General features: G+C 67.1%; 25 protein-coding genes. 5 read left to right on the forward strand and 20 right to left on the reverse strand.

Annotated features, from left to right (window positions below; all coding sequences use genetic code 11):
* A partial coding sequence (gene dnaG / locus KDB67_RS14020) for a DNA primase (protein ID WP_291016687.1) occupies positions 1-1,426 on the reverse strand: 1,426 nt, incomplete at its 3' end.
* A 110-nt stretch (positions 1,427-1,536) separates the two neighbouring features.
* On the opposite strand from dnaG, the gene KDB67_RS14025 reads away from it, so the two are divergent.
* The gene (locus tag KDB67_RS14025; protein ID WP_291016688.1) at positions 1,537-3,825 is read left to right on the forward strand and encodes a glycoside hydrolase family 3 C-terminal domain-containing protein; all 2,289 of its coding nucleotides are present in this window, start codon (positions 1,537-1,539) and stop codon (positions 3,823-3,825) included.
* A gap of 82 nt (positions 3,826-3,907) precedes the next feature.
* Positions 3,908-4,495 (forward strand): hypothetical protein, encoded by a 588-nt coding sequence (locus KDB67_RS14030; protein ID WP_291016691.1) that lies wholly within the window; start codon positions 3,908-3,910, stop codon positions 4,493-4,495.
* A gap of 18 nt (positions 4,496-4,513) precedes the next feature.
* Here the strand turns inward: KDB67_RS14030 and KDB67_RS14035 are convergent, their stop codons facing one another.
* The 3 genes from KDB67_RS14035 to KDB67_RS14045 all read right to left on the reverse strand — a co-directional run bounded on the left by KDB67_RS14035 (position 4,514) and on the right by KDB67_RS14045 (position 7,920).
* Positions 4,514-5,815 carry a deoxyguanosinetriphosphate triphosphohydrolase gene (locus KDB67_RS14035; protein ID WP_291016693.1) on the reverse strand — a complete coding sequence of 434 codons (1,302 nt, stop codon included), beginning with the start codon at positions 5,813-5,815 and terminating at the stop codon, positions 4,514-4,516.
* 50 nt (positions 5,816-5,865) lie between these two features.
* Entirely contained in the window at positions 5,866-6,369 is a 504-nt protein-coding gene (locus KDB67_RS14040) for a cold shock domain-containing protein (RefSeq protein ID WP_291016696.1), read from the reverse strand.
* A 159-nt stretch (positions 6,370-6,528) separates the two neighbouring features.
* Entirely contained in the window at positions 6,529-7,920 is a 1,392-nt protein-coding gene (locus tag KDB67_RS14045; RefSeq protein WP_291016699.1) for a glycine--tRNA ligase, read from the reverse strand.
* Between the two features lie 150 nt (positions 7,921-8,070).
* Between KDB67_RS14045 and KDB67_RS14050 the strand changes: the two genes are divergently transcribed.
* The gene (locus tag KDB67_RS14050; RefSeq protein ID WP_291016702.1) at positions 8,071-8,430 is read left to right on the forward strand and encodes a metalloregulator ArsR/SmtB family transcription factor; all 360 of its coding nucleotides are present in this window, start codon (positions 8,071-8,073) and stop codon (positions 8,428-8,430) included.
* Positions 8,427-8,849: a Fur family transcriptional regulator gene (locus KDB67_RS14055; protein WP_291016704.1), complete on the forward strand. Its 423-nt coding sequence runs from the start codon at positions 8,427-8,429 to the stop codon at positions 8,847-8,849. The genes KDB67_RS14050 and KDB67_RS14055 overlap by 4 nt, the downstream gene beginning before the upstream one ends.
* A gap of 50 nt (positions 8,850-8,899) precedes the next feature.
* On the opposite strand, the gene KDB67_RS14060 is transcribed toward KDB67_RS14055, so the two are convergent.
* The 12 genes from KDB67_RS14060 to hrcA form a co-directional block, all read right to left on the reverse strand.
* Positions 8,900-9,301: a hypothetical protein gene (locus tag KDB67_RS14060; protein WP_291016706.1), complete on the reverse strand. Its 402-nt coding sequence runs from the start codon at positions 9,299-9,301 to the stop codon at positions 8,900-8,902.
* Positions 9,298-10,101 (reverse strand): isoprenyl transferase, encoded by an 804-nt coding sequence (locus tag KDB67_RS14065; RefSeq protein WP_291016740.1) that lies wholly within the window; start codon positions 10,099-10,101, stop codon positions 9,298-9,300. Before KDB67_RS14065 ends, KDB67_RS14060 begins: the two co-directional genes overlap by 4 nt.
* 94 nt (positions 10,102-10,195) lie before the next feature.
* A complete protein-coding gene (gene recO / locus KDB67_RS14070; RefSeq protein WP_291016709.1) occupies positions 10,196-10,957 on the reverse strand; it encodes a DNA repair protein RecO in 762 nt (253 codons plus the stop codon).
* Positions 10,958-10,960: 3 nt separating this feature from the next.
* The gene (gene era / locus KDB67_RS14075; protein WP_291016710.1) at positions 10,961-11,890 is read right to left on the reverse strand and encodes a GTPase Era; all 930 of its coding nucleotides are present in this window, start codon (positions 11,888-11,890) and stop codon (positions 10,961-10,963) included.
* On the reverse strand, positions 11,887-12,222 hold the full coding sequence (locus tag KDB67_RS14080) for a cytidine deaminase (RefSeq protein ID WP_291016712.1): 336 nt from the start codon (positions 12,220-12,222) through the stop codon (positions 11,887-11,889). The genes era and KDB67_RS14080 overlap by 4 nt, the downstream gene beginning before the upstream one ends.
* Positions 12,219-13,574: a hemolysin family protein gene (locus tag KDB67_RS14085; protein ID WP_291016743.1), complete on the reverse strand. Its 1,356-nt coding sequence runs from the start codon at positions 13,572-13,574 to the stop codon at positions 12,219-12,221. Before KDB67_RS14085 ends, KDB67_RS14080 begins: the two co-directional genes overlap by 4 nt.
* Positions 13,575-13,618: 44 nt before the next feature.
* The gene (gene ybeY, locus KDB67_RS14090; RefSeq protein WP_291016714.1) at positions 13,619-14,197 is read right to left on the reverse strand and encodes an rRNA maturation RNase YbeY; all 579 of its coding nucleotides are present in this window, start codon (positions 14,195-14,197) and stop codon (positions 13,619-13,621) included.
* On the reverse strand, positions 14,194-15,240 hold the full coding sequence (locus tag KDB67_RS14095; protein WP_291016716.1) for a PhoH family protein: 1,047 nt from the start codon (positions 15,238-15,240) through the stop codon (positions 14,194-14,196). The genes ybeY and KDB67_RS14095 overlap by 4 nt, the downstream gene beginning before the upstream one ends.
* A gap of 88 nt (positions 15,241-15,328) precedes the next feature.
* On the reverse strand, positions 15,329-16,120 hold the full coding sequence (locus KDB67_RS14100; RefSeq protein ID WP_291016746.1) for an alpha/beta hydrolase: 792 nt from the start codon (positions 16,118-16,120) through the stop codon (positions 15,329-15,331).
* On the reverse strand, positions 16,117-16,866 hold the full coding sequence (locus tag KDB67_RS14105) for a 16S rRNA (uracil(1498)-N(3))-methyltransferase (RefSeq protein ID WP_291016718.1): 750 nt from the start codon (positions 16,864-16,866) through the stop codon (positions 16,117-16,119). Before KDB67_RS14105 ends, KDB67_RS14100 begins: the two co-directional genes overlap by 4 nt.
* 4 nt (positions 16,867-16,870) lie before the next feature.
* Entirely contained in the window at positions 16,871-18,019 is a 1,149-nt protein-coding gene (gene dnaJ, locus KDB67_RS14110; protein WP_291016720.1) for a molecular chaperone DnaJ, read from the reverse strand.
* 83 nt (positions 18,020-18,102) lie between these two features.
* The gene (gene hrcA, locus KDB67_RS14115) at positions 18,103-19,137 is read right to left on the reverse strand and encodes a heat-inducible transcriptional repressor HrcA (protein ID WP_291016722.1); all 1,035 of its coding nucleotides are present in this window, start codon (positions 19,135-19,137) and stop codon (positions 18,103-18,105) included.
* A gap of 109 nt (positions 19,138-19,246) precedes the next feature.
* Here hrcA and KDB67_RS14120 point away from each other — a divergent pair, with 109 nt between their 5' ends.
* Positions 19,247-19,705: a type II toxin-antitoxin system VapB family antitoxin gene (locus KDB67_RS14120; protein WP_291016725.1), complete on the forward strand. Its 459-nt coding sequence runs from the start codon at positions 19,247-19,249 to the stop codon at positions 19,703-19,705.
* A 19-nt stretch (positions 19,706-19,724) separates the two neighbouring features.
* Here KDB67_RS14120 and KDB67_RS14125 read toward each other — a convergent pair whose 3' ends face one another.
* The 4 genes from KDB67_RS14125 to KDB67_RS14140 form a co-directional block, all read right to left on the reverse strand.
* The gene (locus KDB67_RS14125) at positions 19,725-22,946 is read right to left on the reverse strand and encodes a carboxyl transferase domain-containing protein (protein ID WP_291016728.1); all 3,222 of its coding nucleotides are present in this window, start codon (positions 22,944-22,946) and stop codon (positions 19,725-19,727) included.
* A gap of 112 nt (positions 22,947-23,058) precedes the next feature.
* Positions 23,059-23,745 carry a TetR/AcrR family transcriptional regulator gene (locus tag KDB67_RS14130; protein WP_291016731.1) on the reverse strand — a complete coding sequence of 229 codons (687 nt, stop codon included), beginning with the start codon at positions 23,743-23,745 and terminating at the stop codon, positions 23,059-23,061.
* A gap of 40 nt (positions 23,746-23,785) precedes the next feature.
* Positions 23,786-24,832, reverse strand: coding sequence for a phosphotransferase family protein (locus KDB67_RS14135; protein WP_291016734.1), 1,047 nt, complete (start codon positions 24,830-24,832; stop codon positions 23,786-23,788).
* 46 nt (positions 24,833-24,878) lie between these two features.
* The coding region (locus tag KDB67_RS14140; RefSeq protein ID WP_291016737.1) for an acyl-CoA dehydrogenase family protein at positions 24,879-25,256 on the reverse strand (378 nt) is incomplete at its 5' end.

Below are 25,256 nucleotides of genomic sequence, written 5' to 3' on the forward strand. Positions count from 1 at the left end.
GTCGCGGCATCACGCTCATCGGCATCGTGGCCTGTTCGGGACCGGGCGCTCGTCCGCGGACCCCCGACCGGTCCTTACGCCCGCCCGGCGCACCGCGCTTGGCGCTCTCCTGACGAACCCTGCGCAGGACCTGGGCGACGTCGTCCCAGCCCACCCAGCCCGACAACTGGCGGGCGTACTCGTCACGCAGACTGACGTCCTTGATGCGTGCCACCACCGGCACGGCGTCGCGCAGTGCGTGTACCCGGCCCTCGGCGGTGTCCAGGTCGTGCGCCGACAGCAGCGCCTTGATGGCGAACGCGAACATCGGCACCCGCCGCGCGATCAGGTCGCGGACGGCTCCGTCGCCGCTGCGCTGACGCAACTCGCACGGATCCGTCCCGTCGGGGGCGATGGCCACGAACGTCTGTCCCGAGATACTCTGTTCCCCTTCAAATGCCTTGAGCGCAGCCGCTTTTCCCGCGTCATCGCCGTCGAAGGTGTAGATGACCTCGCCGCGGAAGTACGAGTCGTCCATCATCAGCCGCCGGATCAGCGCGAGGTGTTCCTCACCGAACGCGGTGCCGCAGGAGGCGACCGCGGTGGTCACTCCCGCCAGATGCATCGCCATCACATCGGTGTAACCCTCGACGATCACCACCTGATGGCCTTTGGCGATGTTCTTCTTGGCGTGGTCGAGCCCGAACAACACCTGAGACTTCTTGTACAGCATGGTTTCCGGCGTGTTCATGTACTTGCCGAGGTTGTCGTCGTCGAACAATTTGCGGGCACCGAAGCCGATTACGTCGCCGCCGAGATTGCGGATCGGCCAGAGCAGACGGCGCCGGAATCTGTCGACCGGACCTTTGCGCCCTTCGGTCGAGAGCCCCGCGTCCTTGAGCTCGTTGAATGTAAAACCCTGCGACAGCAACGCTTTCGTCATCGTGTCCCAGCCGTCGGGGGCATAGCCACACCCGAAGCTCGCTGCCGCGACGCCATCGAAGTCACGCTCGGTCAGGTAGTCCCGCGCCTTCTGCGCAGCCGGGGTCCGCAACTGTTCGGCATAGAACTTCTGCGCCGCGGTGTTCGCGGCCACCAGCCGGGCCCGCGTACCCCGGTTGACCGCGATGGCGGTGCCGCCGCCCTCATAGTTGATGCGGTAACCGACCCTGTCGGCCATCTGTTCCACGGCCTCCACGAACGTGATGTGCTCCTGCTTCTGCAGGAAAGAGAAGACATCACCGCCCTCGCCGCAGCCGAAGCAGTGAAACAACCCGCGGCCCGGCCGCACATGAAAAGACGGAGACTTCTCGTCGTGAAACGGGCACAGCCCCTTCATCGAGTCGGCACCGGCGCGCCGCAATGCCACATAGTCGCCGACGATCTCCTCGATGTGTGTCCGCTCACGGATCGCGGCGATATCACGATCGGGGATTCGTCCAGGCACGCCGCCCATTGTAGGACCCGGCCCCCGAGCCGCGATCGTGTCCCGGATCCGGTGATCTACCGGCACCCAACCCGACCCACCGGACCATGCCACACGCTACGGTCGTACGCGTGTCCGATAACACCCCGAACGCCGCCGATCTCACCGTCGAACAACAGGCCCAGCTGACCAGCGGGCAGGACTTCTGGACCACCAAGCCGGTGGCCGGTGTCCCGTCCATCATGCTGACCGACGGCCCGCACGGACTACGCAAGCAGGAAGGCGCCAGCGACCATCTCGGCGTCTCCGGCAGCGTGCCCGCCACCTGCTTTCCACCGGCGGTCGCCCTGGCCCAGACATGGAACCCGGACCTGGCGCGCCGGGCCGGTAACGCCATCGCCGACGAGGCCCGCACGCAAGGGGTGTCGGTTGTCCTCGGCCCCGGCATCAACCTCAAACGCTCTCCCCTCGGCGGCCGCAACTTCGAGTACTTCTCCGAGGACCCGCTGCTCACCGGACATATGGCCGCAGCCTTCGTCGACGGCGTGCAGACCCGCGGCGTGGGTACCTCGCTCAAGCATTTCGCCGCCAACAATCAAGAGGCCGACCGCATGCGGGTCAGCGCCGACATCGATGAACGCAGCCTGCACGAGTTGTACCTGCGCGCCTTCCGGCACGTGGTGCGCACCGCAGCGCCCTGGACGGTGATGTGCTCGTACAACAAGATCAACGGCGTCTACGCGTTCGAGAACCGCGAACTGCTGACCACGATCCTGCGCGAGGACTGGGGTTTCGACGGCCTGGTGGTCAGCGACTGGGGTGCGGTCGCCGACCGGGTGAGTGCCGTCGCCGCCGGACTCGACCTGACGATGCCGTTCGGTGGCGAACCCGGCGACGCGAAGGTCGCCGCCGCGGTGGCCGATGGCACGCTGGCGGCCGGCGACCTGCTGGTCTCCGCGGGCCGCGTGATCGACTTGGCGGTCAAGGCCCGCGACGCAGCCGCGGCCATACCCGATTCCGGCGCCGTCGATCTCGATGCCCACCACCGCCTGGCCCGGGAGATCGCTGCGCAGGCCGTGGTGTTGCTGCGCAACGACGGCGACCTGCTCCCGCTCGGCCCGGACGACGGCATTGCCGTCATCGGCGCGCTGGCCGCCGAACCCCGCTACCAGGGCGGTGGATCGTCGCATGTGAACGCCACCCGCGTCGACGCACCGATCGATGCTATTCGTGCCCGTGCCGGCCGCGAGGTCCCGTTCGCACCCGGCTACACCACCGGTCCGGATGCCGCACCGCTGCTGGCCGACGAGGCGATCGCCCTTGCCGAATCGGCCGACACCGTGGTCCTGTTCCTCGGACTCGGCGAGGGTCAGGAGTCCGAAGGATTCGACCGCACCACCATCGACCTGCCCGCCGACCAGATCGCGCTGGCTGTGCGGGTGCTCGCGGCAAATCCGCGCACCGTCGTCGTCCTGTGTCACGGTGGTGCGCTGCACGTCTCGGTGATCGATGCACCCGCGGTCCTCGATGCCGCGCTCCTCGGGCAGGCGATCGGTACGGGCCTGGCCGACGTGCTGTTCGGCGACATCAATCCTTCGGGCCGACTGACCGAAACCCTGCCCCGCCGTATCGAGGACACCCCGGCGTACCTGCACTTCCCCGGCGAACACGGCCACGTCGTCTACGGCGAAGGACTGTTCATCGGCTACCGCTGGTACGACGCCCGCGCCCTCGACGTCACCTACCCGTTCGGACACGGGCTCTCCTACACAACGTTCGACTACGACAATCTGGCCGTCGAATCCGGGACCGACGGAATCCGGGTCACGTTGCGGCTCACCAACTCCGGTGCCCGCGACGGCCGTGAGATCGTGCAGGTGTACCTGGGTGCCGCCACGTCGTCGGTGTCGCGGCCGCCGCGCGAGCTGAAGGGTTTCGCCAATGTCGGTGTGGCGGCGGGCGAGTCGGTACCGGTGTCGGTGTTCATCCCGCGCGACGATATCGCGTACTGGGACACCAGAGTTCACCGGTTGGTGGTCGAATCAGGTTCGTACACCGTGCATGTCGGATCGTCGAGCCGCGATATCCGGCTCTCCGCGGCCGTCGACGTCACCGGCGACGTGGTGCGGGTACCGCTTACGCTGCAGTCCACCATCGGCGAGGTGATGGCCGATCCCGCGGCGGCCGAAGGCATCAAGCCGATCACCGACGCCATGTTCGGTGTCACCGGCGGAGCGGATGCCGCAAATGAGGGCGAGGATCAGTCGGGTGCCGCTCTCGGCGTCGATATGGCCAAGATGATGTCGTCGGTACCCATCGGACGACTCGTGGACTTCTCCGGCGGGCTGCTACCGGGCGAGTATCTGCAGGCCATCCTCGATCAGGCCAACGACACCGACCAGGCTCACGACACCGATTAGTCCGGCGGCACCATCATCGGTGACATCATTCAGGCGAATGACACTCGTGTTGCGCCGGGCGATTCAGGCATATACCGGATGTATGAGCAACACGCGACTGGTGATCGCCCTCGGAACCGCAACCGCACTGCTGATGGCCGGTTGTGACAGCGCAGACGGCGGGGACTTGAATGGTTCGCCGGTAGGCTCGACGCAGCCTACCGGCGCCATCGTCTTGGCCGCGGGACCGACTCCGGCGAAGGTGGTCCCGGCGTCCCGGCCTGCTTCCAATAGAGCTGCGCTGACCGTGACGGGCGTGCGCTTCGGTCACCACGCCGGATTCGACCGCGTCGTCTTCGACCTCGCGGGCAAAGGTACACCCGGCTGGTACGCGTCCTACACGAAGAATCCGAAGAGCCCGAGCAGCGGCAAACCGGTAAGCATCCACGGCCGCAGCATCCTGGAGGTACAGCTCACCGGACTCGGCTATCCAGCGGACACCGGCGTCAAGCCCTATTCGGGGCCCAACCCGATCGCGGGCGTCCACCAGGTCCGGCAGGTGTATCTGACCAGCGTATTCGAGGGCCAGGCGACCGGCTTCGTCGGCATCGACGGACACAACCCCGCCGTCCGGATCAGCTCGCTGACCAAACCGATCCGGGTTGTCGTCGACATCTCGCACACGCGGTAGTCGACAGCTCACCCGCGATCAACCCAAGTGCGCCTGGGCGCCCGAGTTCTGCTTGTCGGTGCGCTCCAGCCGACTCTCGGTCATGGAGGCGATCTGGTCGACGATCACTCGCATCCGCGCGGTGTCGTTCTCGGCCGCCTCCCACATCGGGACCAGGATCGGGTCGAGACCACCGGGCGCGGCGGCCGTGAGCCATTCGGCCACCCGGTGGATCCGCTCGCGCTGGCGCGCCTGATTGGCACGATGGCGCTCATTGGAGAAGATGTAGCGCAGCGCAAGGGTTTTCAGCGTCGCCACCTCGGCTGCGACCAGCGGGTCGACGACGAGGTCGGCGTCGTAGCGGCTCACCGGCCGCCTGTCCACCGCGGCCCGGGTGCCTTCGATGGCCGCCGACGCGAACCGGCCGATCAGTTCGCTCGTGAGCCGCTTGAGCGCAACAGAGGCGTCGAGGGTGCCGTCGAATGCGCCGGCGGCCTTGACGATGTCCATCTTCGACAGCCGCTCCGATGCGTCGATGAGGGCGTTCTCGTCGAGTCCGTCGAACTCCATCATCCCGATCTCGGCGAGGGCACGCCGATCACTCGGATCGGCCAGCGTCCGCAGGTCGATGCGGTTGGCGATCACCCCGTCCTCAAGGTCGTGGACCGAGTAGGCGACGTCGTCGGACCAGTCCATCACCTGCGCTTCAAGGCACTTCTTGTCGCCGGGCGCGTCGCGGCGAATCCAGTCGAGGATGTGCTTGTCGTCGTCGTAGGCACCGAACTTGACCTTGGGCGGGCGCCGGGTCCACGGATACTTCAGCGTGGCGTCGAGCGAGGCCCGGGTGAGGTTGAGGCCGGCGCTGGAACCGTCGGCGTACACGATCTTCGGTTCGAGCCTGCTCAGGATCCGCAGGTTCTGCGCGTTGCCCTCGAATCCGCCGTGGTCGGCGGCGAACGTGTTCAGTGCGCGTTCGCCGTTGTGTCCGTACGGCGGATGCCCGATGTCGTGGGCGAGGCCGGCGAGTTCTACGAGGTCGGGTTCGCAGCCGAGGCCGATCGCGATGCCCCGGCCGATCTGCCCGACCTCCAGCGAGTGGGTGAGCCGCGTCCTGGGTGTGTCGCCCTCCCGTGGTCCGACCACCTGGGATTTGTCGGCGAGGCGACGCAGCGCGGCACAGTGCAGGACTCGGGCACGATCGCGCGCGTAGTCGCTGCGGTGGTCGGTGCGGGTACCCGGAAGGCTTGCCACCTTGGCCGCCTCCGGGACGATCCGTTCGACGGCTTCCTCACCGTAGAAGGCGGTTGCCGGGGCGCCGGGCGCGAGAGCCGGATTAACCATGCCCCCAGTATCCATGGCCGCGTTCACGCCCGGCCGGGTGTCCCCTGCGGTCAGTCGTTCACCCAGCCGCGCGCAACCGCGAAGTCGGTCATCCGGCGGCGGATCGCCACGATCTGCGCGGCGGTCAGGTCGTCGGCCGAATCAAGGAGCAGTTCGGTGATCTCCTCGGAGAAGGCGGCGGCGTCGAGCGCACCCGGCCCGCCACGACCACGTCGCGGTCCCCTGTCGTGTCCGCGGTCATGGCCCCTGTCGTGTCCGCGATCGTGGTTGCGGTCATTGCCGCGATGACCACCACCGTCCCGATCCTCGCGACGATGGGCGCGGGCACCCGCACCGTCGTCGGCGGCCGGTTCGGTCACCGCCACGTTGGTGGCCTTGGACCCGCGGTCGGTGTCCTCGACGTCGAACGACACCTTGGCGCCGGGCTTGAGCAGACCTTCATCGATGTCGATGTCGTTGATGTGCAGGAACACATCGGCACCGCCCGAGTCGGGCGCGAGGAACCCGAATCCCCGGTTCGCGTCGTAATGGACAACCTTGCCGCTCTCGGCCATAACTCACTCACTCTCACTGCGTCGCGGGCACCATGGACCCCTTGTCCCCCGCAACACCTGCATCAGGAACAGGAAATTGCTGGGTCAACTATGACAGAACACGGCTGGTCACGGCGACTCAACGATCCACAAGGACAGTCGCCGGGCAGCCGCGCGGGCTCACGCTCCGACGAGCTTGCCACCGAGGTACTCGACGACCTTGTCGAGGGCAACGCGCTCCTGGCTCATGGTGTCGCGCTCGCGGACGGTGACGGCCTGATCATCGAGGGTGTCGAAGTCGACGGTCACGCAGAACGGTGTGCCGATCTCGTCCTGGCGGCGGTAACGCTTGCCGATGCCCTGCGCGTCGTCGAATTCGACGTTCCAGTGCTTGCGCAGTTCGGCGGCCAGATCACGGGCCTTGGGCGAGAGCTTTTCGTTGCGCGAGAGCGGCAGGACCGCGGCCTTGATCGGTGCGAGGCGCCGATCGAGCTTGAGCACGGTGCGGGTGTCGGTGCCGCCCTTGGCGTTGGGCACCTCCTCCTCCACCAACGCGTCGCACAGGAAGGCCATCAGCGAACGCGTCAGGCCGGCCGCCGGCTCGATAACGTACGGCGTGTACCGATCACCCGAAGCCTGGTCGAAGAACGACAGGTCCTCGCCGGAATGCTCGGAATGGGTGGACAGATCGAAGTCGGTGCGGTTGGCAACCCCTTCGAGCTCGCCCCACGGATTGCCCGCGAAACCGAACTTGTACTCGACGTCGACGGTCCGCTTGGCGTAGTGCGACAGCTTTTCCTTCGGATGTTCGAACAACCGCAGATTCTCGGGATCGATACCGAGTTCGACGTACCAGTTGAGACGCTGGTCGATCCAGTACTGATGCCATTGTTCGTCGTCGCCGGGTTTGACGAAGAATTCCATCTCCATCTGCTCGAACTCGCGGGTGCGGAAGATGAAGTTGCCCGGGGTGATCTCGTTGCGGAAACTCTTGCCGATCTGGGCGATTCCGAACGGAGGCTTCTTGCGGGCGGTGGTCATCACGTTCTTGAAATTGACGAAGATGCCCTGCGCGGTCTCGGGCCGCAGGTAGTGCAGACCCTCTTCGGTCTCGATCGGGCCGAGGTAGGTCTTGAGCATCATGTTGAAGTCGCGTGGCTCGGTCCATTGCCCCTTGTTGCCGCAGTCGGGACACACGATCTCCGACATCGGCACCGACTCCGGATCATCGATGCCCTTCTTCTCGGCGTACGCCTCCTGCAGATGATCCTGCCGGTGCCGCTTGTGACAACTCAGGCATTCGACGAGCGGATCGTTGAACACCGCGACATGCCCGGAGGCCACCCACACCTGGCGCGGCAGGATCACCGACGAATCCAGGCCGACGACGTCCTCGCGGCCGGTCACCATCGACCGCCACCACTGCCGCTTGATGTTCTCCTTGATCTCCACCCCCAGCGGGCCGTAGTCCCAGGCAGAGCGTGTTCCGCCGTAGATCTCACCGCACGGGTACACCAGGCCCCGGCGTTTGGCGAGATTGACGACGGCATCGACTTTCGACTGCGGGGCCACGGTTAACTGATCTCCGATGAGTAGTGGGTTGAACGGCAACCCATACAGGGTACCGCCCGATTCTCCGGCCCCCACCTGCGCCGTCCCGGATGAAAACCATTTCCTTTAAACTGGTCGCAGCCCAGCCCGAGCAGCCCGGAAGGATAGGCGATGAGCACTGCGGCAACCCCGGACGACCTGCCCGCACGCGAGGCGGCGAGTGAACTGCTGCGCGCTCTGGCATCGCCCACCCGGATCGGGATCGTGCTGTCCCTTCGGACCGGGTTCAAATGCGTGCACGAACTGGTCGGCGAACTCGGACTCAGCCAGCCCCTGGTCAGCCAGCACCTGCGGGTCCTCAAGGACGCCGGTGTGGTCCGCGGCCGGCGCAACGGCCGCGAGATCATGTACGAACTCGTCGACGATCACGTCGCCCACATCGTCACCGACGCCCTCATCCACGCATCCGAACCGCATGACACTCCCGACGGTGCGACCGGGCAGACCGCGAGCGTTCGGACCCACGAGTGAGCGCTCCCGACGACACCAAATCGGGCCCGGTCACCGGTGTCCGCTCCACCCGCCAGCGGGCCGCGATCGCCGACGCCCTCGCCGCCTCCGACGACTTCCTGTCCGCGCAGGAACTGCACGACCAGCTCAAGCGGCGCGGCGAATCGATCGGCCTGACCACCGTCTACCGGAATCTGCAGGCACTGAGCCAGAGCGGACAGATCGACGCGCTGTGGGACGGATCGGGTGAGACCCGCTATCGACACTGCTCGGCAGGCCACCACCATCACCTGGTGTGCCGATCCTGCGGCACCACCGTCGAACTGCAGGCCGAACCCGTCGAGGAGTGGGCCGCGCGGGTGGCCGCCGAGCACGGGTTCACCGGCATCAACCACACGGTCGAGGTGTTCGGCCACTGTACCTCTTGCACTCAACAGTGAGGGCCTCTTGCACTCAACAGTGAGGGCCTCTTGCGGCGAACGGTAGATCCCTAACCCAACGTCTCGCCGAGGTCCGCACCCGAGGACAACACGATGTGCAGCAAGGTCAGCAACGCGTCGTCGTCGAGAGTCCCGGCCGGGAACGTGTAATACAGCAGGACATCGGTGATGGGTTTGTCGAAGTCGGAGCGCCGCAACGACCCGAAACCGAGTCGTGCATCGGCCGTTTCGACCATGTCCCGCAGCGCCTCGGAGTTGGTGACCCGGTCGGCTACCAGCTGAATCACGCTCACGACGTCCAGGCCCGGTGCGAGCGAAAGCGCCCGCAGCGATGCCCGGGTGCCGCCTACTGTCAGCACCACCGACTCGTCGTCGGCGCTCACCACATCGCCGAGTTGCCCGACGATCCCGGCGATCCGGTTCATCAGATCCGCTGCCTCCGGGCCGGTCATTTCTTCACACCCCCGAAACGACGGTCGCGTTCGGCGTACTCCAGGCATGCGGCCCACAGGTCGCGCCGGTCGAAGTCGGGAAACAGCTTCTCCTGGTACACCATTTCGGCGTACGCCGACTGCCACAGCAGGAAGTTGGAGATCCGCTGCTCCCCGGACGGCCGCAGGAACAGGTCGACATCCGGCATGTCGGGCTCGTCGAGATATTTTGCGAACGATGCCTCGGTGATCCGTTCCGGATCGATCTCGCCGCGCGCCGCACGCCGGGCGATTTCCCTTGCCGCATCAGCAATTTCAGCGCGCCCACCGTAGTTGACGCACATCGTCAGCGTCATCACGGTGTTGTCCTTGGTCAGTTCCTCGGCCACCTCGAGCTCGCGGATGACGCTGCGCCACAACCGAGGCCGGCGCCCGGCCCACCGCACCCGCACGCCCATCTCGTTCATCTCGTCGCGGCGGCGGCGGATCACGTCCCGGTTGAAGCCCATCAGGAACTTCACCTCGTCCGGGCTGCGCGACCAGTTCTCCGTCGAGAAGGCGTACGCCGACAGCCATCCCACCCCCAACTCGATACAGCCGCACACCGCATCCATGAGCACGGCCTCGCCGCGTTTGTGCCCTTCGGTGCGCGGCAATCCGCGGTCCTGGGCCCAGCGGCCGTTACCGTCCATGACGAGCGCGACATGCCGGGGCACGAACTCGGCCGGGATCGCCGGCGCGACGGCACCGCTCGGATGTGGATCGGGCGGACGAACCTGTGTGACGGGCCCGGCCACCCGCCGACCCGGACGCAACGCCATCTCCATCGGCTCCTCTCGGTGTGCACCCGTCACAAACCCCACCAATAGCCGTCACAATCGCAATTATTGACGTGCCGACCCGTATCGGTGGGGTTTAGGACGGCTCAGCGCCCACACTATGCGGCGCCGACCGTTCGATCAGCGGCAGGGTTCGCAGCTGCCGCTCCAGATGCCACTGCAGGTGCGCGGCGGTCAGTCCGCTCGCCTGACGGCTCACCGAGTCGCTCACCGAGTCGATTGCCCCCCATTCGCCCCGGTACAGCGCGTCCATCAGCTCCAGCACACCGGGCGACGGTGTCGCGGCGCCTGGCGGACGGCACAGTACGCAGACCGCCCCACCGGCGGCGACGTGAAAGGCCCGGTGCGGTCCCGGACGCCCACACCGGGCGCACTCACTGAGCGATGGCATCCAGCCGGCGTACGACATCGCCCGCAGCAGAAATGCGTCGAGGATCAGTTCGCGCGGCCGCCGGTCCTCGGCCAGCGCCGTCAGCGCTCCCACCGTCAGCTGGTGCAACCGGGCGGCCGGGGCACGCTCCTCACCGGCAAGCCGTTCGGCGGTCTCGACGATAGCGCAGCCCGTCGTGTACCGGCCGTAGTCGGCGGCGATCACGTCGCAGAACGCGTGCAACGTGTGCGCCTGGGTGATGGTGTCCAGATTGCGTCCCGGGTACAGGTGCAGATCCACGTGCGCGAACGGTTCCAGACGCGCCCCGAACTTGGACCGGGTCCGCCGCACCCCCTTGGCGACGGCCCGGACCAGTCCGTGTTCGCGGGTGAGCATCGTGATGATGAGGTCGGCCTCCCCCAGCTTGTGCCGGCGCAGGACCACCGCTTCATCCCGGTAGATCCGCACGGGTCAGAATCCCATGCGCCGCAGCTGTTTGGGGTCGCGTTGCCAGTCCTTGGCCACCTTGACGTGCAGGTCCAGGTACACCTTGGTGCCCAGCAGCTTTTCGATCTGCGTCCGTGCGGCCGTGCCCACTTCTTTGAGCCGGGCACCCTTCTTGCCGATGATGATGCCCTTCTGGCTGTCGCGTTCGACGTACAGGATCGCGTGCACGTCCACCATCGGCGGTTGATCGTCGCGGCGGTCCTCCCGGTCGATGACCTCTTCGATCACCACGGCCAGCGAGTGCGGCAGTTCATCACGCACCCCCTCGAGCGCGGCCTCGCGGATGAACTCGGCCATCAGGACCTGTTCGGGTTCGTCGGTCAGTTCGCCATCGGGGTAGAACGCGGGCCCGGGTTCGACGAGGGAGACCAGCAGATCGGCGAGCACGTCGAGCTGTTTGCCCGACTTCGCCGACACCGGTACCACCTCGCTGTCGGGGCCGAGCAGGTCGGCCAACGCGATGAGCTGCGCGCCGACCCTGTCGGGAGTGACTCGGTCGATCTTGGTGACCACGCCGAGAACCGTTGTGCGCGGAGCCATCTCACGGACCTGTTTGACGATCCAGCGGTCGCCGGGACCGATCGGCTCATCGGCGGGGATGCACACCCCGATCACGTCGACCTCCGAATAGGTGTCGCGCACAAGATCATTGAGGCGCTGACCGAGCAACGTGCGCGGCCGGTGCAGGCCGGGTGTGTCCACGAGGATGAGTTGGGCGTCGTCGCGGTTGACGATGCCGCGGATCGTGTGCCGCGTGGTCTGCGGCCGGTTCGACGTGATGGCGATCTTCTCACCGACGAGCGCGTTGGTGAGCGTGGACTTGCCGGTGTTGGGCCTGCCGACGAAACAGATGAAGCCGGAACGGAACTCCCCCGTCGTCGTCTTGCCGCTCATCGGGCCACAACCTTCGACACGACGGCCCCCTTCAGATCGGTGATCAGCGTGTACGCGCCGCGACTGATCTCGGCGACGAGGTCCAGCCCCGGATCGTCGTCCGCACCGCCGACGATCACGGCGGCCTCGAACGACTGCGCACCGCTCGACAGCGCCGTCGCCGCCGCCACCTGCAACGCGGTGAGTGTGAGCGCGGACGTCGCCACGGGCGCACCGGCGTAGGTCCGGCCGTCGCCGTCACGCACCGCGGCGCCCGAAGTGGTCTCGGCGCGCGCCAGCGCACCCCGGGCGAGCACGATCAGTTTGTCGTCCTCCGGGACGGGTGCACTCATCGAGATTCCTTGCTGTGAGATTCCTTCGCGGAAGGATGGCCGTCACCGGAATCGGCGCCCTCACCGTGATCGCCGACCTCTTCGGGAAGCCGCACCCGCCGCACGAGAACCGTAGTGATCCGTTGTCTTCCTTGATGATTCGGGCCACCCTCAGCAATGAGCAGCAGACCTTCAGCCTCCACCTCCGCGCCGGGTAGCGGCACCCGCCCGAGCCGCAGACCGACCAGGCCACCGACGGTCTCCACCTCGTCGTCATCGATGTCGAGGTCGAACAACTCGCCGAGATCCTCGACGGGCAGACGCGCCGACACCCGGTAAACGCCGTCACCGAGTTCCTCGACCGGAGCCACCTCGTCGGTGTCGTACTCGTCGGTGATCTCACCGACGATCTCCTCCAGCACGTCCTCGATGGTGACCAGGCCCGCGATGCCGCCGTACTCGTCCACCAGCAGCGCCATGTGGTTGCGGGTGCGCTGCATGTCGGCGAGCACCTTGTCCAGCGGTTTGGAGTCCGGGATGAACTCGGCGGGCCGCATCAGCTCGGACACCGGCATGGTGGACGCCGGAACGAACTGATCGCCCGGGCGCACACTCATCGGACCGTCACCGGCACCGAGCGCATGCGCGACGACGTCCTTCAGATAGAGCACACCCAGAATGTCGTCCGGATTCTCCCCGATCACCGGTATGCGTGAATGTCCTGATCGCACAGCGAGATTCGCGGCCTGCGTAATCGTCTTGTCGGCCTCGATCCAAATCATCTCCGGACGCGGCACCATCACCTCACGCGCGTTGGTGTCACCGAGATCGAACACCGACTGGATCATCTTGCGTTCACCGGCCGCCACCACCCCGCTCGCCTCGGCCAGGTCGACCACCTCACGCAACTCCACCTCCGTCGCGAAGGGACCGTTGCGGAAGCCCTTGCCCGGAGTAAGCGCGTTACCGACCAGGATCAGCAGCCGAGTGATCGGCGTGAACAGCACACCGAGAATCTGCAATAGAAACGCCGACGCGAGCGACAACGAGTAGGCGTGCTGGCGGCCCAACGTCCGCGGACCCACCCCGACGGCCACGTACGAGATGACCGCCATCGCGGCCACCGTCACCAGCAGGCCCCAGCCGACGCCCAGACCCGAATCGGTGAGCACCACCGCGATCAGGGCAATGGCGGTGGTTTCGCACGCCACGCGCAGCAGGACGGCCAGACCCACATAGACACCACGGGCTTCGAGAATCTTCTCCAGCCGCGCTGCGCCCGCCCGCCTGTCCTTGACCAGGTCCTCGACCCGGGCGGCGGAGACTGTCGACACCGCGGCGTCGATCGCGGCGAACAATCCCCCCACACCCATGGCGACCACCGCGGCGACGACCAGCCACAGGTCGTGGGGAGTCTTCACCGCGCGTCCTCGCCGCCGGGTACCGGACCGGAGCCGACGCCCGCGCCACCGGTGAACCCGATGTTGTCGAGCAACCGGTCGTCCTTCGCGGACTGCCGGGCACGCTGTGCGACTCGATGTCGCTCGGCATAGAACTCATCGATGATCTTGGCCTGCAGACCGAACATCTCGCGTTCCTCGTCGGGTTCGGCGTGGTCGTAGCCCAGCAGGTGCAGCACGCCGTGGACAGTGAGCACGGACAATTCGTGCTCGAACGAGTGCCTGGCCTCCTTGGCCTGCCGCGCCGCGAACTCCGGACACAGTACGATGTCGCCGAGCAGCGCCGGACCCGGCTCGGAACTGTCCGGCCTGCTGCCGGGCACGAGTTCGTCCATCGGGAAGCTCATCACGTCGGTGGGTCCGGGCAGGTCCATCCACTGCACGTGCATGTCGGCCATCGTGTCCAGGTCCACGCACAGCACCGACAGTTCGGCGGCCGGGTTGACGTCGAGGGCGGCGATCGCGAACCGGGCCGCGTCCAGGATCAGCTGATCGGGGACCTCGACCCCTGATTCATTGGCGAATTCGATGGTCATGAGCGCCGTCCTTGGGCCGTGGCGCGCCGCTCGGCGCGGTTGCCCGACAGTTGCGACTCGGCCCGACCGTAGGCGTCGACGATATCGGCGACCAGCCGGTGCCGCACGACGTCGGCGCTGGTGAGTTGCGCGAAATGGATGTCGTCGATGCCGTCGAGGATGCGGGTGGCCGCGGCCAGCCCGCTCTGCGACGCCCCCGGCAGGTCGACCTGGCTGATGTCGCCGGTGACGACGATCTTGGAACCGAATCCGAGCCGGGTCAGAAACATCTTCATCTGCTCGCCGGTGGTGTTCTGCGCCTCGTCGAGGATGATGAACGAATCGTTGAGGGTGCGCCCGCGCATGAACGCCAGCGGGGCCACCTCGATCACTCCGGCCTCCATCAGTTTGGGGATGTTCTCCGGGTCCATCATGTCGTGCAGCGCGTCGTACAGCGGCCGCAGATAGGGGTCGATCTTCTCGCTGAGGGTGCCTGGCAGGAAACCGAGACGTTCGCCGGCCTCGACGGCGGGCCGGGTCAGGATGATGCGGGTGACCTCTTTGGACTGCAGCGCCTGCACGGCCTTGGCCATCGCCAGGTAAGTCTTGCCGGTACCGGCCGGGCCCAGCCCGAACACGATGGTGTGTTTGTCGATGGCGTCGACGTAGTGCTTCTGATTGAGCGTCTTGGGGCGGATCGTCTTGCCGCGCCGAGACAGGATGTCGAGCGAGAGCACCTCGGCGGGCGAATCACCGGTGTTCTGCGACAGCATCGACACGCTGCTGCGCACCAGGTCCGGGGTCAGCGGGGTGCCGCGGCGAACCAGGTCAAGCAGTTCGGTCAGCACCCGCTCGGAACCGGCCACATCCTCGGAAGCCCCGCTGAGCGTCACCCGGTTGCCGCGCACATGGATGTCGGCGGGCAGCAGCTTCTCGAGTGCGCGGAGGTTCGCATCGTTGGTACCGAGCAGTGCGAAAACCACGTCGGGAGCTATTTCGGTGGTTGACGTGACCGCAGACGGCCGACCGGTGCGTCCGGACGAATCGGGGTTGTCGTCACTCACGTACTGAATCACTCCTTGAACTACACGGCATCGGTGAAGGCCAGTCTAACCCGCATCGACGGACAACCCGGACTCGATATCGGCGCGCTCAGATACCGAGCACACGGGCGGTTTCGCGGTTCGCGCGGCTGCGCGGGTCGCAGAACGCACTGTGCCCCTCGTCCGGCACCTCCACCAGTTCGGCGGACTGCCCGCGCTCGGTCATCCGGTCCACATAGCGGCGACTCACGATCGGCGGAATCGTCGTGTCGTCGGCGGCGTGGATGGCCACCACATGCGCGTCGAACGGTTCCTGCGCCCACGGCGACGCCTCTCGGTACAGGTGCGGCGCCTCCTCGTAGGGCCTGCCGACGAGGGCGAGCACCGACTCGCTGCCGCTGCGGGCCGCGGCCTCCAGGTTCAGCGCGGCCGACTGGGCGACGACGGTACTGATCGTGGTGTTCCGGGTCCGGGCGCGAAGCTGCGCCGTCGACCACACCGCGAGCTGACCACCCGCCGAGTGCCCCACCACCGCGACCTGCGACCAGTCGACACGGCCGGCCACCAGTGGGTCGAGGGCCTCGGGCACCAGGTCATCGAGGGCCTTGATCGCGGCGACGGCATCGCGTCCGGTGCCCGGCCAGCCACCGCCCGGCTCGCCCACGCGCCGGTATTCGATGCTCCACACCAGGGCCCCGAGTTCGGCGTACTGCCGGGCGATCGCGGACTGGATCGTCAGCGAGAATTCGGCGGACCAGTATCCGCCGTGGATCAGCACGATGGGGCGCATGCGCCGCTCGTCTGCGCCGGTTCCGGCGGCGTGGTAGATGTGTCCGAAGTTCGACGGCGAGTCACCGTAGGCCACCTTCACCCGGTTGACCGGTACCCGCTGGGCGTTCATCGGGACCATCGCTGGGTCATGACACCGATCGCGCCGAGTGCGACTGCGGCGGCGGTGGCCGTGCGCAGCACCTCGGGGCCGAGCTGAACGGCGGTCGCGCCGAGCGCCGTCAGATCGGCCAGCTCGTTGTCGTCGATGCCGCCTTCAGGCCCGATGACCAGCACGATCTCCTTCGCATCCGCGAGCGGCAGCGTCGCAAAGCCGGTGCCCGCCTCCTCGTGCAGCACCGCGACAACCCCGCCGGCGGCCATCGCGGCGGCGCACCGGAACCGCACATCGGTGGTGCCGGCCAAAGCCGTGATCTCCGGAACCCACGCCCGGCGCGCCTGCTTGGCAGCCGCCTCGGCGGCCTGCTCCCACTTCCGGATGCCCTTGTCGGACTTGCCGGTCCAACGGGACACGCACCGGGCGGCCTGCCACGGCACGATGCGGTCGGCGCCGGCCTGGGTGGCCAGGTCGACGGCCAGTTCGGACCGTTCGGCCTTGGGCAGGGCCTGCACCACGGTCACCGCCGGACGCGGCCGGTCGGTGAAGGTGAACGTACGGACCTTCGCCCGCAATTTGTCCTTGCCGGCGACCTCGGTGACCTCGCAGTCCGCGACCGATCCGCGGCCGTCGCCGATGCGGATGATCTCGCCGGGGCGTACCCGCACCACGGTCACGGCATGCCTGCCCTCGGGCCCGCTCACCAGCACCTCCGCACCCGCCGACGGCACCGACTCCACCCAGAACAGTGGTGCGCCCATCAGGTCAGCGGGTCGCGAACGCGTTGCGCAGGCGTGAGAAGAACCCGCCCGGTGCCGTGGCCACCGATGCGTCGACAACGGCCGGGCCGGTGGCACTGAGCGCCTGAAAATCGCGCAGCGCCACAGTCTGGGCCGCATCGAGCTTGGTGGGCACCACCACGTCCAGGTGTGCGTGCAGCATGCCCCGGACCCCGGTGTTCAGATGCGGCATACCCTGCCCGCGCACCTTGATCACGTGGCCGGGCTGGGTGCCCTGCGGGATGGTGATCGTCACCGGATCACCCAGGATCGACTCGACGGTCACCTCACCGCCGAGCGCGGCGTCGGCGATCGGGACGGTGATGGTGCAGTGCAGGTCGTCCTTGTCACGGACGAACACGTCGTGACGCTTCTCGGCGATCTCGACGTACAGGTCGCCGGCAGGACCGCCACCGGGCCCGACCTCACCCTGGCCGCTGAGCCGCACCTGCATCCCGGCCTCGACACCCGCCGGGATCTTGACGGTCATCGTGCGCCGTGACTTGACGCGCCCATCGCCGCCGCACTTGCCGCACGGATCGGAGATCACCTCGCCCACGCCATGGCAGGTGGGGCATTCGCGCACGGTCATCACCTGACCGAGGAACGAACGCTGCACGGCCTGGATCTCACCGGCGCCGTGACAGATCCCACAGGTCACCGGCTTGGAGTCACCAGCGGTGCCGGCACCCTTGCACTGGTCGCAGAGGATCGCCGTGTCGACGGTGATCTCCTTCTGCGCACCGGTGGCGCACTCGGCCAGGTCCAGTTGCACGCTGACGAACGCCCGCTCGCCGGGACGAACCCGGCTCTTGGGGCCACGGTTTCCGCCGAAGCCGCCTCCGCCGCCACCGAAGAACGCCTCGAACACGTCGCCGAGACCCCCGCCGGCAAACCCGCCACCACCGAAACCACCGGCCGGACCGGCCAGCGGGTCGCCGCCGGCGTCGACGATGCGCCGCTTCTCCGGGTCGCTCAGCACCTCGTAGGCGGTGCTGACCTCCTTGAACTGCTCCTCCTGGCCCGGATTGACGTCGGGGTGCAGCTCGCGTGCCTTCTTGCGATAGGCGCGTTTGATCTCCTGATCGCCTGCGTCCCTGGAAACACCCAGGATTCCGTAGTAGTCACGTGCCACGGTTGTCTTCGTCCTCAGTTCTCACTCAATTGTCCGGTGCGGTACTGACGTCGGTCCGATGCCGAAATGCTCATCCCGGCCGGTCACCGCTCGGCGAGTACCTCGCCCACGTACTTGGCAACGGCTGCCACCGACGCGATTGTTCCTGGATAGTCCATCCGTGTGGGGCCGAGCACACCCACTCCGCCGAACACCGTTCCCGATGCACCGTACCCGGTCGACACGACAGCTGTGCCCCGCAGGTTCTCCGTTTGCGTCTCCTCACCGATCTGCACGGTGACCCCGCCCACCTGCTGCGTGTGGGCGAGCAGCTTGAGCACGACGACCTGCTCCTCGAGGGCCTCAAGCACCGAGTCCATGCCACCGAGCAGCGGAGTGAAGTCCGAGGCGGACCGCGCCAGGTTGGACGTGCCGCCGAGGATGAGCCGGTCGTCGCCGCGCTCGACGAGGGTCTCCACCAGCACGGTCGCCACCCGGACCACGTGGTGACGGATGTCGTCGGGCGCCTGGTTGGCCAGTTCGGCCACGGCCGCCGATGCCGCTTCCAGCCGCTGGCCGTGCAGGGCGACGGAGAACATGTCACGCAGCCGCGCGCTGTCGCGCTCATCGATGTCGGCCGACAGGGTCACCATCCGCTGTTCGACCCGGCCGTTGTCGGTGATCACCACCAGCAGCAGCCGCGACGGAGACAGCGACACCACCTCGAGGTGGCGGACAGTTGCGGACGAGAGCACCGGGTACTGGATGATCGCCACCTGCCGCGTCAGCTGGGCAAGCAGCTTCACCGACCGGCGCAACACGTCGTCGAGGTCGACACCGGAATCGAGCACCGAGAGGATCGCGCGGCGTTCGGCCGGTGAGAGCGGTTTGACCTCGCTGATCCGGTCGACGAACAGCCGGTATCCCTTGTCGGTGGGAACCCGTCCGGAGCTGGTGTGCGGTTGTGCGATGTAGCCCTCGGCCTCCAGCACTGCCATGTCGTTGCGCACTGTCGCGCTGGACACACCGAGCTTGTGCCGATCCACCAGGTTCTTCGACCCGACGGGCTCCTGCGTGGAGACATAGTCGGTGACTATCGCACGCAGGATCGCGAATCGCCGGTCATCGGTAACGGACACCGCATCACCCTCCTCGCCGCGTGATCGCCAGATTGACCATCATCTTACGAAACGGTGCATACGACGGTCGTTCCGTACACTCCAGAGTGACCGAGGAGGATGGGGCGCGATGATCTTCAAAAGGGTTCAGGACGGCAAACCCTATCCCGACCACGACGTGTCCGGCCGCACGTGGGCAACCATCCCGCCGCGGCAGTTCCGCCTCGACGAGCTGTCCACCACCACCACGGTCCTGGCGCTCGACCGCCTGCTCAGTGAGGATTCGACGTTCTACGGCGATCTGTTCGCGCATGTCGTGAAGTGGCAGGGCGAGCTGTATCTGGAGGACGGCCTGCATCGCGCCGTGCGGTCGGCCCTGCGCAGCCGGAATGTGATCCACGCGCGAATGCTCGACCTGGACGCCTTCGACCCGGCGAACGGCCCGGTCGAGGAACAGATGCGCACTGCCGACACCGGACCGGTGGTCCGGCCCCCGCGTTCCCCGGCGCCCCCACAATTCGAATCACCGTCCGCGAGCGGTACCGACCGGCGCCGCATCCGACGCGGCTGGCAGACCCCCAACTGGTAGCTTCCCGACCACCGCCGGGTTATTTGTCGCCGGTGCGGGCGAGCAATCGGATCCAGTCCCGTGATGCCGCTGGATCGATGACGTCGTCGATCTCGTAGGTGGTGGCCGCGTAAAGCGCCTTGCCCCGCTCGTACGCCAGCGCCACCAGATTCGCGAACAGCGCGTCCCGCTCGGCCGGATCGGCGGACTCGAGTTCTTTGCGGAAACCGAGCCGCACCGCTCCTTCGAGGCCCATCGGACCGACTTCGCCGGTCGGCCAGGCGATGGTGAATTCGGGGGCATGGAAGGAACCGCCGCCCATCGCCATGGCACCCAGGCCGTAGGCCTTGCGCAGGATGATCATCCCGAACGGCACCGTCAGCCGGGCCCCTGCGACGAACATGCTGCTGAAGCGACGCACCGTCGCTTCGGTCTCCGACTCCGGTCCGACCATGAACCCTGGTGTGTCACAAAGCATCACCAGTGGCAGCCGGTGACCTTCACATAGTTGCAGAAAGTCGGCGGCCTTGTCGGCGGCCTCTGCGTCGATCGCCCCGCCCAGGTGCAGACCGGAATTGGCCACCACACCGTAGGCCACTCCCTCGACCCGGATCAGCGCCGTCACCACCCCGACGCCGTAGTCGCGACGCAATTCCAGCACAGTGCCGGTGTCGGCGATCGCGTCGATAGCGGCGCGGACGTCGTATGACCGTAACCGGTTCTCGGGCACCACATGTCGCGCGTGGCGCGGGTCGGGTTTCGTCCAGTCGGCCACCGGGCCCCGGAAATACGACAGATAGTCTCGGGCGATATCCACCGCGCCGGCCTCGTCGTCGGCGAGGATGTGCACCACTCCATTACGCACCTGGACATCGACCGGGCCGATTTCCTCGGGCCGGTGCCGGCCCAGGCCGCCGCCCTCGATCATCGCCGGACCGCCCATACCGATGTTGGCGTCGGGGGTGGCGATCAGCACGTCGCAGGCACCGGCCAGAGCGGCGTTGCCGGCGAAGCAGCGGCCCGAGACCACAGCGACGGTGGGCACCACGCCCCGCAGCCCGGCGAGTGCGCGAAAGGTGTTGAGCTCCAATCCGAATGCCCCGTTAGCATCGGTATCGCCGGGGCGCCCCCCGCCGCCCTCCGCGAACAGAACCAGCGGAATACGTTTGCGCCGCACCACATCCAGCAATCTGTCGGTCTTATCGTGATTGCGCATACCCTGCGTACCGGCGAGGACCGAGTAGTCGTACGACATGACCGCGGTGGTCGCCGCATCCGCGCCGTGGACGTCGGCACCGACGGTCGCTACTCCCCCGACGAATCCGTCGCCGGGCGTGTTCGCGATCAGATCCTCCTCCGATCTCCTGCTGCGCTGCGCCGCCAATGTCAACGCCCCGTATTCGACGAAGCTGCCGGCATCGATCAGGTCGTCGATGTTCTCGCGGGCAGTGCGGCGTCCGGCACGGTGCCGTTTGGCCACGGCATCGGGACGGGCCGCGTCGGTGGTTCGGTACCTGCGGTCGAGCACCTCGGCGAGGTCGGGCCGGATGTGGTCGGGGTCGAGATCGGCGACCGCCGAATCCCGCCCGGTGTCGTCGACCGCGTGGGCTATGGCGAGCAGGTCGCCTGCCCGGACGTGCGCACCGGCCGACACGAGCGCTTGGTCAACGGTGACCGGATGATCCACGGTCACCACGTGCTGCATCTTCATCGCCTCAAGCACGGCCACCGGATCACCGGCGGACACCGTTGCCCCGGCCTCCGGGGCCTCCACGACCAGACCGGTCAGGCGCGCCCGCACGAGCACGTCCCCCGCCGCGGCATCGACGACGGGGCCCGCGCCCACCGCCGGTGCCGTACGTGCGGATTCGCCGGAGTGTCGTTGCAGATACGACGTGGTGACCGGTCCGGAGTTGAACTCTTCGTCGGACAGAATCGACAGCAGCACAGCGATGTTCGTGTCCACACCGGATATCGCGAAGCCGTTGAGAGCGGTGGCGGCCTTGCGGCGGCACACCCCGAAATCGGCCGCCCTCGTATGCACGATCACCTTGGCCAGCAGCGAATCGTACCGGGTACCGATCTCCAGTCCCGGCCGGCCGAAGGTGTCGACCCGGATCCCCGGCCCGGTGGGAGGGCAGAATCCGGTGAGCGTGCCCGACGACCCGAACACCTCACCGTCGGCGGACAGGGTCTCCGTGTTGACGCGGGCCTGCACTGCGATGCCGCGCGCCATCGCCGGCGTTCCCGTCACGTCGCCGGACCGAGCCGAAACACCCTGCGGCAAAGACAATTCCGCAAGTTCCGCGCCGAGCGCGATACGTAGCCCCACCTCCACCAGATCCACACCGGTCGTCTCCTCGGTGACCGTATGTTCCACCTGGATCCGTGGATTGACCTCCAGGAAGACGAATCTGTTACCGGCGACGAGGAATTCGACGGTGGCCAGGCCGCGGTAACCGTTGCGGGCGCACAGATCGACGGCGGCGGAGTGCAGCGCGGCTCGCAGATCGTCGGCAAGCCACTGGGCCGGTGCTACCTCGATGAGCTTCTGCCGCCGACGCTGCACGCTGCAGTCCCGGTCCCCTATCGCCAGAGCGACTGTCGCACCGCCAGTTCCGGGTGCGGCCACCACCTGCACCTCGATATGGCGCGCGTCGGCCAGCAGTTCCTCGGCGAAAAGGTCGCCGTTGCCGAACGCGACGCGGGCCTCGTCCGCGCACATCCGGAACACCCGCGACACCTCGTCGGCGTGGGCCACCGGACGCATGCCGCGCCCACCGCCACCGGCGACAGCCTTGATCATGATGCCGTCGGGGCAGCCGGCGAGAAACTTGATCGCAGCGGCCTCGTCGATGCCGGATTCGGTCGCGGCCAGGACCGGCACCCCGGCGTCGACTGCGGCCGTGCGGGCACTCACCTTGTCACCGAATGTATTCAGGATCTGCGGGTCGGGTCCGACGAAGGTGAGTCCGGCATCGGCACAGGCTGCCGCGAATCCGGCGTCCTCACTGAGGAATCCGTATCCCGGATGGACCAGATCGGCGCCGTTGTCGCGGCCGGCGGCGACGACAGCGGCCCGGTCCAGGTACGCGGACGGTCCCGAACCGTCCAGCGCCACAGCCATGGTCGCGGCCGCGACATGCGGCAGCTGAGCATCGTCGGCGGCGTACACGGCGACTGTGTCCATCCCCAGTTCGGTTGCCGTGGCGATGACGCGCAGCGCGATCTCACCCCGGTTGGCCACCAATACTCGCGACATTCACCCTCCTCGATTCACGCCGGCGCGTCGGACAAGAAAAAAGACAAAACACGGCATCGACGCCCTCACCACCAACACATAAACAGTCCCCGGCGGGGTGGAGTGGGCCTTCTCAGCCGGTCGGCGCGTCCGGGCGGTGCATGCCGATGGCGTTGGCCCACAAACGGGTTGCGGTGAATACCAACTGATCGATATCGGCGCCGTCGCCGAGCGCGAAAGCCTGATAGGCCATGCGCGAGACCATGCCCGACAACGCCTGCGCCGCCGCGGTCGGGTCGATGTCGGCGTCGGCCAGACCGCGTTCCTGCAGCCGGGCGATGTGGCGGGCATTGCGTTCGGAGAACGCGCTGCCACGCAGCAGTCGTTGTTTGCGGAACTCGGGGCTGTTGGCCGTCACCTGTTCCAGGACCAGCCGCAGCTTGGCGTTGCGCCGATACGCCTCGAAGTACGCCCGATTGGACGCCTCGAGTACAGCGACCGGATCAGCGTCGTCGTCGATGTGCGGATAACCCGGGTGCAGCATGTCCTGGTGCGCCTCGCTGAACACCGCGTCGAGGATCTCCTCTTTGCTCTGGAAATAGGTGTAGAAGGTTCCGGTGGAGCAGTTGGCCTCGGCGGTGATGTCGGTGAGCCGGGACTCCTGGAATCCGTCTCGCTCGAAAACACGACGCGCGGCGGCGACCAGAGCACTCCTGGTCCGCTCGCCGCGCGCGGTGACGGGTTGTTTGGGCTTGTCCGCCACTTCCCCGGCCAGCGACGGCAAAGGTCGCGTCGGTTCCGGCGCGCTCCGCGTTGTCATATCGGACATCTTCCCAGCCCCGGCCCTGTAGCGGAAACTCTCAGATCCCGGCGTCGTCGGCCACCGACAACGCCATGTCCAGCATCGAGTCGACGACGGTGTGGGTGGGCACCCCGCCCGCGGCCCGGTTCGACTCGTTGTCCTGCACGCGTTTGAGAATGCCCTGGGCAATGATCGCCACCTTCCACAGGCCGAGCGCATGCCAGTACTTGAGTGCCTTGGGGTCGCGTCCGGTGCGTTCGACGTAGTCGGCGGCGAGTGTGGCCTGGTCAGGGAAGCCGTCGAGCAGTTCCACCGGCGCCGCACTGAGCTGCGGCCCACCGACCGACGGCCAGTAGGCCAGCGTACTGCCGATGTCGGCGAGCGGATCACCGAGCGTGGACAGTTCCCAGTCGAGCACCGCCTTCACCGACGCGGCGGCCGGGTCGATCATCACGTTGCGGATGTGAAAATCACCGTGCACCAAACGCAGCTCGTGCTGCTCCGGTGCGCCCTCTAGGAACCGTTTCGTCAGGTCGTCGACGGCCGGGATGTCGCGGGTCTTGGACTTCTCCCACTGCGAACTCCACCGCTTGACCTGACGCTCCGCGTACGGTTTGTGACTGGCCAGGTCGGCGAGCCCGACGGCGTCGATGTCCACCTCGTGGATCGTGGCCAGGGTGTCGACCATCGACTTGCCGACGGACCGGCGCTGCTGCACGCTCAGCGCCTCCGCGGCGGGCAGGTTGTCCAGCACCGTGGCGTCGACGTGTTCCATCACCACCAGCGGCGCCGGACTCACCGACGTGTCCGTGCACACCGCGTGGATATGAGGCACCGGTACCGGAGTATCGGCCAGCGCCGACAGGATCCGCGCCTCACGCACCACGTCGTGTGCCGAGGCGAGGAGGTTGCCGACGGGTGGGCGCCGCAACACCCACCGCCAGTCCCCGTCGGTGAGCAGGTAGGTGAGATTGGATTGACCAATGCCCACACGTGTGACCGTCACATGATGGGGAATGTCGATTCCGTTGCTGTGCAACCACTTCCCGAAGGCTTCCAGATCCAGTTCCGGAATCGAGGCCAATCCTGCCGAATTATCGCTCACCGCGTCTCCCCATCATGATTGTTTCCTGTCCCCCGTTTGCGTCTCGTCAGAAGCGGGCCGACAACACGTCGTCGGACACGCCCGGCACCGTCTCGGCCTGAGCCTTGACATACGGCCGCAGCTCCCGCCGGGCGATGGCCCGCTTGTGCACCTCGTCGGGGCCGTCGGCCAGCCGCAGGGTGCGCAGGTGGGCGTAGAAGGTGGCCAGCGGCACATCGTCGGTGACGCCCATTCCGCCGAACACCTGGATCGCGCGGTCGACGATCTTGAGCGCCGTGTTCGGGGCGGCGACCTTGATGGCGGCGATCTCGGTGGCAGCCTTCTTGTTGCCGACGGTGTCCATCATGTAGGCGGCCTTGAGGGTGAGCAGCCGCACCATCTCGATCTCGATGCGCGCCTCGGCGATCCAGTCCTGGATGTTGGA

Source organism: Gordonia sp. (in: high G+C Gram-positive bacteria) (assembly GCF_020438995.1).
Taxonomy (GTDB): Bacteria; Actinomycetota; Actinomycetes; order Mycobacteriales; family Mycobacteriaceae; genus Gordonia.

Bases quoted from the DNA above. Each gene is read 5' to 3' on its own strand.
- KDB67_RS14120 (WP_291016725.1), top strand. From the start codon at position 19,247: ATGATCTTCAAAAGGGTTCAGGACGGCAAACCCTATCCCGACCACGAC.
- KDB67_RS14080 (WP_291016712.1), bottom strand. From the start codon at position 12,222: ATGAGTGCACCCGTCCCGGAGGACGACAAACTGATCGTGCTCGCCCGG.
- KDB67_RS14030 (WP_291016691.1), top strand. From the start codon at position 3,908: ATGAGCAACACGCGACTGGTGATCGCCCTCGGAACCGCAACCGCACTG.
- KDB67_RS14085 (WP_291016743.1), bottom strand. From the start codon at position 13,574: ATGGGTGTGGGGGGATTGTTCGCCGCGATCGACGCCGCGGTGTCGACA.
- KDB67_RS14035 (WP_291016693.1), bottom strand. From the start codon at position 5,815: ATGGTTAATCCGGCTCTCGCGCCCGGCGCCCCGGCAACCGCCTTCTAC.
- KDB67_RS14040 (WP_291016696.1), bottom strand. From the start codon at position 6,369: ATGGCCGAGAGCGGCAAGGTTGTCCATTACGACGCGAACCGGGGATTC.
- ybeY (WP_291016714.1), bottom strand. From the start codon at position 14,197: ATGACCATCGAATTCGCCAATGAATCAGGGGTCGAGGTCCCCGATCAG.
- KDB67_RS14050 (WP_291016702.1), top strand. From the start codon at position 8,071: ATGAGCACTGCGGCAACCCCGGACGACCTGCCCGCACGCGAGGCGGCG.
- KDB67_RS14105 (WP_291016718.1), bottom strand. From the start codon at position 16,866: ATGGGCGCACCACTGTTCTGGGTGGAGTCGGTGCCGTCGGCGGGTGCG.
- KDB67_RS14100 (WP_291016746.1), bottom strand. From the start codon at position 16,120: ATGAACGCCCAGCGGGTACCGGTCAACCGGGTGAAGGTGGCCTACGGT.
- KDB67_RS14130 (WP_291016731.1), bottom strand. From the start codon at position 23,745: ATGACAACGCGGAGCGCGCCGGAACCGACGCGACCTTTGCCGTCGCTG.
- KDB67_RS14060 (WP_291016706.1), bottom strand. From the start codon at position 9,301: ATGACCGGCCCGGAGGCAGCGGATCTGATGAACCGGATCGCCGGGATC.
- KDB67_RS14065 (WP_291016740.1), bottom strand. From the start codon at position 10,101: ATGGCGTTGCGTCCGGGTCGGCGGGTGGCCGGGCCCGTCACACAGGTT.
- era (WP_291016710.1), bottom strand. From the start codon at position 11,890: ATGAGCGGCAAGACGACGACGGGGGAGTTCCGTTCCGGCTTCATCTGT.
- KDB67_RS14125 (WP_291016728.1), bottom strand. From the start codon at position 22,946: ATGTCGCGAGTATTGGTGGCCAACCGGGGTGAGATCGCGCTGCGCGTC.